General features: G+C 38.0%; 5 protein-coding genes. 4 read left to right on the forward strand and 1 reads right to left on the reverse strand.

From position 1 onward, the window contains the following. The first annotated feature begins 18 nt into the window (after positions 1-18). The 4 genes from potE (at position 19) to AC3B7A_RS05415 (ending at position 10,508) form a co-directional block, all read left to right on the forward strand. Complete coding sequence (potE, locus tag AC3B7A_RS05400) at positions 19-1,329, forward strand: putrescine-ornithine antiporter (protein ID WP_489755112.1); 1,311 nt, start codon at positions 19-21, stop codon at positions 1,327-1,329. A gap of 365 nt (positions 1,330-1,694) precedes the next feature. After that, the gene (locus AC3B7A_RS05405) at positions 1,695-5,735 is read left to right on the forward strand and encodes a hypothetical protein (protein WP_489755113.1); all 4,041 of its coding nucleotides are present in this window, start codon (positions 1,695-1,697) and stop codon (positions 5,733-5,735) included. Between the two features lie 181 nt (positions 5,736-5,916). After that, complete coding sequence (gene nagA / locus AC3B7A_RS05410) at positions 5,917-7,071, forward strand: N-acetylglucosamine-6-phosphate deacetylase (RefSeq protein WP_489755114.1); 1,155 nt, start codon at positions 5,917-5,919, stop codon at positions 7,069-7,071. Positions 7,072-7,679: 608 nt separating this feature from the next. Next, entirely contained in the window at positions 7,680-10,508 is a 2,829-nt protein-coding gene (locus tag AC3B7A_RS05415) for a BspA family leucine-rich repeat surface protein (RefSeq protein WP_489755115.1), read from the forward strand. A 166-nt stretch (positions 10,509-10,674) separates the two neighbouring features. Here AC3B7A_RS05415 and AC3B7A_RS05420 read toward each other — a convergent pair whose 3' ends face one another. After that, the gene (locus AC3B7A_RS05420; protein ID WP_489755116.1) at positions 10,675-12,012 is read right to left on the reverse strand and encodes an amino acid permease; all 1,338 of its coding nucleotides are present in this window, start codon (positions 12,010-12,012) and stop codon (positions 10,675-10,677) included. Positions 12,013-12,173 lie beyond the last annotated feature (161 nt).

Here is a 12,173-nt window from a genome sequence, read left to right on the forward strand (position 1 = left end):
TTAATGGAGGGTTATTAAATGGCTCAGAAGAAAAAAATGAGCGTGGTACAACTGACAATCGTGACAGCGATTAATATGATGGGTTCTGGCATTATTATGTTGCCAACTAACTTGGCGCAAGTCGGAACCATGTCTGTTTTATCTTGGATTATTACGGTCTTAGGGGCGATGGCGTTAGCCTATGCCTTTTCACGGGCTGGTATGTATACTTCCAAAAGTGGTGGTATGGGTGGCTATGCTGAATATTCCTTTGGTAAAGCGGGTTCTTTCCTATCTAATTACACTTACGGCATGTCTTTGATCATTGCCAATGCGGCGATTGCTATTTCTGCAGTTGGTTATGCTGCTAATTTGGTAGGGGTTAAATTATCACCAGTTCAAGTAGCAATAGGTACGATTTTGACTTTATGGTTAGCAACAGTTTTGAATTTTGGTGGTCCGAACATTACTGGTAAAATTAGTACCTTCACTGTTTGGGGCGTTATTATTCCAGTTGTTGTGATTTCAATTGGTGGCTGGTTCTTCTTTAGTGGCCAACGTTATGCTGCGAGTTGGAATCCGCATCACTTTACGTTCTTGAATGGGATTAGTAAATCAATTTCCATCACTTTGTGGGCCTTTTTGGGCTTGGAATCTGCATCAGCCAATATGGACTCTGTAGAAAATCCGAAGAAAAATGTGCCGATTGCGGTTTTAGGCGGCACGATTGGCGCTGCTGTGATGTATATTATTTCCACTAATGTTATGCTAGGAATTATGCCCGTGGCTAAATTGGCGCATTCGGATGCACCTTTTGGTTTAGTCTTTGCCAGTATGTTTACCCCATTAATTGGTAAGATTGTGATGGCCTTGATGGTTATTTCTTGTTTTGGTTCATTATTGGGTTGGCAATTTACGATTGCTGAAGTCTTTAGAAGTTCAGCGGTGGAAGGTTACTTCCCGAAAATCTTCAAGAAAACAATTGGCAATGGAACACCATTAATGGGCATGGTGATTATTACAGTTATTCAATCGTTATTATCATTAATGACCATTAGTCCTTCGCTATCTAAACAATTTACTATTTTGGTTAACTTAGCGGTGGTCACCAATGTTATTCCATATTTGTTATCCATGTCTTCTTTGCGGACAATGCAAATTGCTGAAAATGTTCCAACAAAATCACAGCAATTTACCAACTTAGTGGCACTGTTTGCAGGTATCTATAGTTTGTATGCTTTATACGCTGCGGGAGCCCAAGCTTTAGTTGGTGGTTCATTAGTCACATTTGCGGGTTGGATTTTGTATGGTTTAGTCTCCAAACGATTTGATTTAAAAAAAGCTGAGTAATTAAACTTTGACGACAATTTTTAGCTAACTGGATCACTAATTGGTCTAGTTAGCTTTTTTTTTGTGAGCTAATTATTTTCTAGAAAACTCTGGCGCCTGAGTGCTTCAACTTGGTCTGCTGCTAACATGACAAAAACACATGACAGCTAATTTATTGCCGAATTAAATGCGATAAAGTCAGCCTTTGAATTTCGGGATTTAGATATTCGTGTTATAATTATCTAACTATTAATTTTAAAAACTAATTAGAATTAATTTATGTATCTCAAATTATTTTTCACAACAAATTGTTTTGTTGGTTAAATAAGGAAACGAGGTTTCGGGTTTTTAAAAAATATTACATAATGGCGGGGTGAGAAGTTAAGATGTTGAGAAAATTTGGACAATTATTTGTTTTGTTGTTATTTACGATAGTGTTAATTGGGCGTAATCAGACAGTACAAGGAGCCGCTAATACCCAGGATTTTCAAGCAGATTTAGAACAATTTAATCAGGTGTTGCCGTATTATCGCTCGCAGCCAACACCACCGAGTGTCACGAGTGCGACCGATTCATTATTAAAATCGGAATCCGAGATTGAAAAAATTGGTTTTGGGGATGACGATCAGCTGCAAGTGCTGGGTTATACGAAGATTGACCCAAAACAAATTAATTGGCCTAGTAATGGTTTGTACGCTGATGCGACAACTGATGTCACACCAGGGGCCATCAGCGGGGGGAATGGCACCGAGAATATTAACGCTGATGGTGGTAAAACCGTGTACGTTCGGAATGTCTTACAGTTTTTGTTGGCGGTTTATGGGATTAAAGATAATACCACCAATACGGTTGATATTGCTGAAGGAACCGGCGGTAATACGACCACGGGGACTAGTCCAGTGAAACGGATCATTGTCGTTAAGGATTTAGACTTTGTGACAGCGGATGTTTTTTCAACCGCTAATTCCGAATTAGCGCCGCTTTTAAAAAAATATGATTTTAAGGGAAATACGGCTTTAAGTGGAGTAACCAATGATACGACTGGTCATGATGGTGGCGGAACCGGTAATTTCACGATTTTAGCAGCACGTCCAGGAGACTCAAGTATTAATCATCACTTAACGATTGTCGGCAATCACGGAACTGATCACAGTACTCCTAAGATTAATGCTGGTAACTATAGTTTACGTTTTGCGCGGAGTGCTACTGGGCAAACAGATAATATCACGCTAGATAATTTTAAACTATATGGTTCAACATTTTATGGCTTTGTTCGGTTAGGCAATGGGGCTCAAAGTACTTCAAACGAATTTTATCGCGATATTACTTATTATGGTTCACAATTTTTATGGACAACTGGTGGGACGTCCAATATTTATATTGCTGGTCAAACGACGGCTTATTCGCTCAATACTTATCGAAGCCCGGTGGATCAACAAGTTTATAGTAGTCAAGCTTCTAATCAGCAGGTGATGCAAGTTACTAATGTCACCTTTGAACCCGATGCGGTTTTTAACGGTTCAACTTATAATGGTAACGTGTTGGAGCTAACAGGGAATGCTACTTTATTAAGTAATGCTCAACACGCTGCGACCGTCAATCTTTACCCTCGGGGCAGTGGTGAAAATGCCCCCAATGGTTCGGTAGGCTTGTACTTGAACGGAACTGGTAATTTAACACTTAATCCCAATACCCAGTTGAAAATTGCTGTTAAAAACGATTCCATGAAAGATTCTATGCAATTATTGAGCAATGATATTAGTGCTTATGATGATCAGGCTAATTATAATGATCCTTACAGTACTTCGACCATAGCAACGGCTGTTTATATGAGCGGAACGAATTCTAATATTACGTATAATTCAGGCGGCTATCAAAAAGATCAAAATGATGAAGCTATTAATATTGATAGCTACGGACCGATTACTAAACCGCTAGTTAACTTTGCTGGTGGTAATGCTAATCTAAATCGGGGTGATTTTAACATCACGGCTCATAATTTAGATACTGCTAATAATTCAGGCTTATTCACTTTAGGTGCCTCAACGGTTATTGTCAGAAAGGGTGGTAATTTTAATATTAAACTAGCTGATGATGCGGGGACAGCAACGAGTAGCGGTAATGTTAAACTGTTGAATCTGACGGGAACAACGACGATTAAGTTGTTCAAACCAGAAAATGTTGACTTAGACTTAGCCGGTAATACCAATGCTTCTTCGAACATTGTGGCTCCTAGTGCCGCTACTAATATTAAAGCTTACGATATTAAAATGAGCGCTAGTGGTTTGAATACCCAATCGCAGCCGGTGTCTTTTGGAATGAGTGATTCACAACCAGCAGATCAAAAACCAGTTCAAATGCAGCACTTAAGTATTCCGTTTACTAATAGTTGGGGCATGGGTTATATTGATTTAACCAAATTTGTGCTCAAAACCCCACCAGATGACTTGACTGGTGATCCGTCCCAGATTCAACGGTTGTTACTGTATTTAAATCAAATGCAGACAGCTAATAATTCGGGGATCTCCAAAGAATTTAATCATATTCATTTTTCAGGGATTGATGGTCCTGTTGAACATTTAAAGACGCCCGTCATTGATCCTAGAACACGAGTCGTTCAAGGCAATTTGAATACTTCCAAAGATAATTTTTATCCTAATCCGCCAATGTTAAAAGTTATTGTGAATGACGGGATCAAGGATTACGATTTGGGCACGGTAGCCAATTTAAACGCTGATCACAGTGACACTCAAGGTTACCGCGTCAGCAAGTTTACTAATTCGGCTGGTAGTTATCTGCCAGCATTCAGTCCGTCGCTGCCAGATGTTTTAAACGATGAAGATGATATTGCCTATGATGTTAATAATCCTACAAACATCACGGGGATTGGCGCCATGGTATCCAATAAGCCGTTGTATTTAAGCAATAATAAAATTGTTACGTGGCCGACGGGCACAACGAACTTTTCATTTGATATTGACCAGGCTGTTAAAGATTATAATCAGGCTAATGCTAGTTCACCATTGCAATTAAAGCCTAACGATACCATTAAAGTCAGTGCAGTGGCGAATAACCAAGAATCCGCTACTAAAATTTTAAATATTAATAGTTTATATTTAGGTTTTCAAAAGAGCACGGCTGTTACAAACAATGTCTGTCAAGGCGCCAAGGTCTTATTGGGCGACAAAGTATCAGTACCCTTAGAATATCAAGAAGATATTAATGATAGTAATTTGATTCATTTAACGGGTTATGATGCAGGCTCTACAACTAGTGTCAATCCTGCTACAGCAGAGGCACAAACTGTCTCCTTTGCCCCAACTTCGACTAAGTTAACATCCCATAATTGGGACGTTAGTCAAGTTACCCAAACGCCGGGTGATCACACTTTGTATATTCAAGGTCATGATGATCAACAAGGTCTTAGTCCTTACGTTAAGCCGGATAGTGCTGGTAATTTAGCTACGTCAGATTTATTACAGTATAACTATCATGTCGAAAATGTGCCGGGCTTTAATGCTTATAAAGAGTTGTACAACCAAAATACTCCGCAGCAATTGTTGGATTCAACGAATGCTGCTAGTCACCAAGCTTACTTGACGAGTGGTCATTACTTGCAAAAAGATTGCTATGATCCCAAGCTGAATACTGTTGGTTTAAAAGATTTTCGGCTAACTAAACCGGCTAGTTCAGGAGCGGGTGTCACCGCTGTTAAAGCCAAGTTAATTCTGCACCTTCCTAATCAAGCAGATCAAACATTGAGTAATTTTTCGTATGGTCAAACTTATCAGCCTAGTGACTTTGGTTTGAAGGGGACTAGTTTTCCCGCGGGCACGAGTTTTGAAGTAGATACGACTTTGACCTATCATAAACAAGCGGCTGCTACCAATTTGGCGTTACATGGCTCAACGTTACAAACGACGGATCCTGAAGAACCAACAACGCAATTAGACTTGGGTAGTTCAGGAACTTTAACTTATAACAATGTGTATGATGTAACCTTAACTGTTCCGAAAAATGTTGATTTTGGCCGACATACGCGGACGACTGTTAAAACAACAGATCGTTATCGTCCCGCGACAACGGCTGATAAACTGACGGCTTATCAATTGAAATATGAAGTGCCAGCACCGGGATCTAATCATAGTTTTCACTATACAATCGATGTACGGTGTACTTCCACGAATGAAATTTTTAACTTAGTTTATCAAAATGGCACTGCGGGGGCCGAACAAATTATTAATAGTGGTAATGTGCCGGTCTTTCAAACCAGCGTTAACACCAGTTCACCAGCTCAATTTGCGGCTGATTGGTGGCCAGATACAGGTGCTAAAAAAGGAATTTATTTACAACCAACTCAAGATAAACCGGCGGCCGCTCATTATCAATCAACAGTGACGTGGACGGTTAATAATGCTTTAGATTAACGAAGTGTCAACTAGCTAATCGGAACCAATTTATGTTTAATTTTGTTAAAATGAGATAAAAATCAAATGAGCTATCCTTCCAAAAGAAAGTGCTTGCTCAAGGTTTCGGTCTCATTTTTGTTGCTGATTTTACTTTCAGAGGTAAGCTCGTTACAATTGACCTTAATGGAGGTTAAAACTAATGAAATATATTCATGCAGCCAAGTTTTTTCTCAAAAATACGACCGAAAATGGCGGTTATCTAGCGATTACTGACGACGGATTATTTGGTAAATATTTTCCTGAAAACCAACGTCCTGAAGGTGAAATCTTAGATTATACCCAGCAATGGATCGCACCGGGCTTAATTGATACGCATATTCATGGCCTAGCAGGTCATGATGTAATGGATAATGATGCGCCGGGTTTAAATGAAATGTCGGAAGCGTTATTAAAATGTGGAGTGACTTCATGGATGCCCACAACGATTACGGGTTCTAAAGAACAGCTCGAAGCAATTTGTCAAACCATTGCCCAAAATTATCAACAATTTACGGGCGCTAAAGTGGCAGGCATTAATTTTGAAGGACCGTTTTTTACAGCAGAACATAAGGGTGCCCAAAATCCCAAGTATTTTGGTGATCCTGATGTTGATACATTTAATGACTGGCAAGATGCAGCTCAGGGATTGTTACGCCAGATTACCATTGCTCCCGAGCGCCAAGGCGCTGTGGAATTTACGCAGGCCATTAGTCAAACCGGCGTGGTAGTGGCTTTAGGTCATTCTTCAGCAACCTTTGAACAAGCTAAAGCTTGTGTGGAAGCGGGAGCGACAACTTTTACCCATACTTATAATGGTATGAGTGGCTTAAATCACCGACAACCAGGAATGGTAGGGGCTGCGATGGGTTTAAATAATGTGAATGACGAATTAATTTGTGATGGTCATCATGTTCATCCTAATGCAGCGGCAATTTTAATTAAACAAAAATCACCTGAACATGTTGTTTTAGTGACTGACTGTATGTCAGCTGGCATGATGCCTGATGGTGATTACATGTTAGGGGAATTACCGGTCACAGTAGCCGATGGCACCGTGCGTTTAAAAGATGAAACGCACAATTTGGCGGGCAGTATTCTTCAATTAAAAGACGCGATTAAAAATTTAGTTGATTGGAATACAGTGACACCCCAAATGGCCATTCAAATGGCTACGGCGACACCAGCACGTAGTATTCATGTAGAACAGAGTGCGGGAGCCATTTTACCGGGACGCGCGGCTGATTTTATTGTGTTAAATCCCCAAATGCAACTACAAGCCACTTATTTAGATGGTCAATTACGGTACCAAGCATAGTTAGTCGATTTGTCACCAGAATAATAAAAATAAGATAATCTTTAATTGAGAAGATCCTCCAAAGTCGGGTAACTTTTAGGAGGATCTTTTTGTACGGCTCAAAAGTAGTAATTAAAGTTTAGACAGTTCAAATCAAACTCGCCACAAATCGCAGATGATAATTATAGACAATTAATATTACGTTAAAAAGTGTTTATTTTAGATTTTGACTAAATAAGCATTAATTAATGCTCTTTCCTTAAAAAGTGCTGGTAATTATTAAAAAATGATTATAATTTAAGATATAGATACGTTATAATATGTGTTTACTAATTGTGAAACATTTATTTAATATGATAAAAAATATCTGCTAACTATTCAAAAAAATTTCTTTTAACCTAATCTTTTGAATAACGGTAATTAGTAAATTACTTCATTGATAATTATTGTGACTATATCCGAAATTTCGCTTGAGTTTCACTTTTTTATGGAGGAAAGTAATGCTTAGAAATATTAAATTTTTAGTTAAAATACTATGCAGCTTGTTTATATCTTTTACCTTAGTTTTGGCTTTTTTCAGTTTAACCAGCGTATCTGCGCAAAGCATTGCAAGCAAGAGCTCAAATTTAATGAATGCAAATACTAGTTTATCGATAGCGCAAGCAATTAAGGTCAATGCGGATGAGGACTTATTGGAAAATGGCGATGTTATTCAGCCATTATCTGCCAAAATTGCCGTTGAAAACAATATATTAAACCAAAAAATAAGTATTAATCCAATCTCGGGGATTTCCGGAACCTGTAAATGGACGGTTGATTCTGACGGACTATTGACTATTAATGCCGGTACTTTAGGCACGCGGGTTAATCAAGGATATCCTTATAATTTTTATGGTGGTAATTGGGGACTTGACGGCTACAATAAATTAATTACTAAAGTTAAAATCAATGAGGGTGTTAAGTTAAATGAGTATTCATATGGTATTTTTGCAAATCTTAATTCTGTCACTACCTTTGAGGGCTTGAATAATTTAAATACTTCTAATGCTACGGATATGAGCTCAATGTTTAGCAATTGTAAAAATCTAAAATCCCTCGATTTGTCAACATTTGATACTTCTAATGTTACGGATATGAGATCAATGTTTTATGGAATTGGAAAGCTAAAATCCCTCGATTTGTCAACGTTTGATACCTCTAATGTTAAAGATATGAGCCAAATGTTTTATTCTTCTACAGGACTGACCTCCCTAAATTTATCAACATTGGATGTATCTAAAGTAACGAGTATGAAAGAAATGTTCGCTTATTCTAGTTTGAATTCTGTGAATTTAGCTAACTGGGAGGCTACTGATGTTTTGACTGTGGAAAAAATGTTTTATTACTGTACAAAACTAACCTCACTAGATTTATTAGGTTTTGATACACCTAAACTTAGGAATATGAATAGTATGTTTGAATATTGTTCTAGTTTGTTAGCTATAGATCTTTCTCAGTTAAAAAATACTTCTAGTGTTTTGACCACACAAGCTATGTTTAGAGCCTGTAGCAGTCTCACTGCCCTAGATTTATCAAATTTTGACACCTCTAATGTTACAGATATGAGCTATATGTTTTTTAATTGTCGGGCTTTGACATCTGTAGATGTTTCTAAGCTCAAGATTTCTAATGTCGAGACTATAGACAGCATGTTTTCGGGCTGTGGTAGGATCTCTGCCCTAGATTTATCAAACTGGGATACAGCGAAAGTTGCCAATATGAGTAATGCTTTTTTTCAGTGTGGAGCACTAAGGTTCCTAGATTTATCTCACTGGAATACAGCAAACGTTAAAAAAATGGATCGAATGTTTTATGAATGTAGGGGATTAGATTCATTAAATTTATCAAACTGGAATACAGCTAAAGTTGAAGATATGAGTTTTATGTTTTACAGTTGTGGTAGTTTGACGTCCTTAGATTTATTGAGCTTTGATACACCTAACGTTAAAATGATGAATAGCATGTTTCGTGGCTGTTGGAGTCTAGAAACTGCGGATTTGACAAACTTTGATTTTTCTTCAATAGCGTATGATGTAAACGGAGCTCTTTATGGTTTATTTTATGAATGTCCAAGGTTACATGAAATAACACTGGGGGTGAAGGCTATCCCTGAATTTGATGATTGGGCTTCTGGCTCTATGTTTAACATGCCCAGTCTTTATTATAATTCAGATGAATTTCTGGTAGATGGAGTTCCACATAAAATTTTTGAACCATGGTGGCAAGCCGTGGGAACGGGGAGTGTTACTCATCCTGCAGGGCCAATTTATCGTGACGAAGATGAGTTGTCTGAAGGTCTGGCTAAATTTCGTGAAACTAGTGAGACTTATGTTTGGTATTCACGCCCCAATTTAACGGTTATTAACACAGAAAGTCCCGTAACTTATAAATATGATTATCAAAACAAAGATTTACCAGCACTGAAATTAAAAGGAACACTGAGTCATATTGGTGAAACGGCCTTTCATTTATGGTATTCCGTTGACGAGGATGTTTTACCAAAGGTTGGATCGGATACACAAGATCCCAAGCTACATTCTTTGGGTATATTTACCAAAAAGGCAGAAGCTAAGACGATGCCCTTGAATTTAACGATCGATGATCAGAATGTTCTTCAGACTATTGCAACGCCTAAAGTTGGGGGACACACAATTTATGTCCATGCGATTGACCAAACGAATGGGAGTCAGGTAGTCAGTGAAACCGCCAGTTTTAAAATTAAAGAAAATAGTATTATCAAACCGGTTTATCAAGATCTAAACGGTCAAGCAATTACTAATGTCCCAGTTGAACAACGAATTGTAGGTAATGTAGGTGAATCTTTAAACACCGCCGATAATCCCACTGCTTTTCCAACTAAAATTTGGACAAGTAAGAGCTTTTATACTTTGATTACTACTGAAGTTCCGTTCAAGTCCAGTGCTACGGCGGGCGAAGATCAGGGCTATTGTGTTGATGTGCCAATTATTTATAATCAAAAAATTGGTGCTATTTCATTATTTGTACCGCAAGATTTAGATTTTGGAAGAATTCTGACCCATGATTTAGGTATCCATAAACTAAAAGATAATAATTTGAAAGGGATGCTGTCAGTTGTTGATGTGACTGGAGAACCAAGATGGCAATTACAGATGAAATGGAATGATCTTTCTAATAATAAAGAGAATGTTTCTCATCGTAAGCTGTATGGAGATCAACAAGTTGATGAATCTAATTTTACTACTGTGGCTTCATATGCCAGTTTTAAAACGCCGGTAATTGATGGTACAGCAACGACAGATATTACGCAAGATTGGTGGAATGCCAAAGGACAGCAAATTAACGGTCCCATGTTAGATGTCATCTCACACCAATCACCGTCCCAACAGTATAATCATAAATCTGTCATTACTTGGTCTTTAACCAATAGTTTATTGTAAAGATACTCTGATTTTGGATTCTATAATATTGAGTGTTGATGATCAATTTCATCGGCACCTTTTTTATATAGACCAATTTATTTTGAAGTATAAAAAGAGCATTGTTTTTCTTCCTACATTACAATTTAGTCGTGTCAGAAAGGAAAACAATGCCCGTAATAATCAACTATACTGGTTTAACTTTTTTAAAACTAATCAAGTAAATGAGAACAAACCAGACCACTGTGGCGATGGTCGTCCAAGTGGTTTCTGGAGTCCATAAGAGAATGCCAAAGATTAAGAGCATGAAGATAATTGTTAAATAATCACTAATGGGAGCACCAGGCATTAAGAATTTACGAGCACCAATTTGAAAATTGTGGGAAGCGCGATATCTGACGTGAGTGAGCATCAAAAACATATAAATAACCAAAAATCCTGCTGAAGCAATGGAAGTAATTAGTTTAAAGGCTCCTTCGGGAAAAATATAATTAATAATAACAACTAAGGCTACTAATAATGTAGAAACGGAAATTGCGCGCATGGGAATCTGCTGGTGATTTAATTTAGCAAAGTAACTTTTGGGAGGACACATGGAATATAACATCCGTCCGGTAGTAAATAAGGAACTATTTAATGATGAAGCGGCGGCCGTTAACACCACAAAATTGATGATGCCCGCTGCTGCCTTGATGCCAATGCCACCAAATACTTGCACAAAAGGCGAACGACCAGCACTGTAATTGGGCCACGGTTGAATAATCATGATGGCAGCTAAAGCCCCAATGTAAAAAATTAAAATACGCATGATGACGGAATTGATCGCATGCGGAATATTAGTATCCGGATCCTTAGTTTCCGCTGCTGAAACACCCACAAATTCAACTCCGAGAAAGGAAAAGAACGCCATTTGAAAAGCCGCAATAATTTCTTTGGTCTTACCAGAAGTAAAACCAAAACGCCATAAATTGCTTAATTGAACATAGCCGTGATTAGTTTTCGTATGTAAAACGACCATAATAACGGCGACGGCAATAATGGCTAAAATGGCGACAATTTTGATGAGTGCAAACCAGAACTCTGTTTCGCCAAAGGCTTTGACGGCAATGATATTAATCGAATATAAGATAACTAAAAAGATTAATTCCCAAATCCAAGTTGGGATTTTAGGAAACCAAAACTGCATATAAGTCCCCACTGCTGTGAGTTCGGACATTGCAATCACTAACCAGCCGAGCCAATAAGTCCAGCCCATGATAAAACCCCAGCGCTCTCCCAAGTACTCTTTGATAAAATCAATAAAAATTATTTTATGCGTGTCTGACAATAATAATTCGCCTAAAGCCCGCATCATTAAGAAAACAAAGAGTCCGGTTAATAGATAAATTAATAAGATTAAAGGCCCAGCTTTATGAATTGATTCACCAGAACCTAAGAATAATCCGGTACCAATTGTTCCCCCTAATGCAATCATGCTGACGTGTCTGGCTGATAGACTACGGGACAACGCTTTTTTTTCTGCCATAATGGATTGAACCCCTTTCAAGATTATGACATCTTAACGAAGTTACTTAAGCCCTCATTCTAGCACAAAGTAAAACTAATGTGAAAGAATTGTTAAAAAAGTCTCACGATGACAAGCTGTAAGTGAAAAATTGCAACCACAAGATACCAGTAATATAATGT

This window comes from Bombilactobacillus sp. ESL1202 (genome assembly GCF_058107125.1).

Coding starts and splice junctions, on each gene's coding strand:
- potE (WP_489755112.1), top strand. CDS start 19: ATGGCTCAGAAGAAAAAAATGAGCGTGGTACAACTGACAATCGTGACA.
- AC3B7A_RS05405 (WP_489755113.1), top strand. CDS start 1,695: ATGTTGAGAAAATTTGGACAATTATTTGTTTTGTTGTTATTTACGATA.
- nagA (WP_489755114.1), top strand. CDS start 5,917: ATGAAATATATTCATGCAGCCAAGTTTTTTCTCAAAAATACGACCGAA.
- AC3B7A_RS05415 (WP_489755115.1), top strand. CDS start 7,680: ATGAATGCAAATACTAGTTTATCGATAGCGCAAGCAATTAAGGTCAAT.
- AC3B7A_RS05420 (WP_489755116.1), bottom strand. CDS start 12,012: ATGGCAGAAAAAAAAGCGTTGTCCCGTAGTCTATCAGCCAGACACGTC.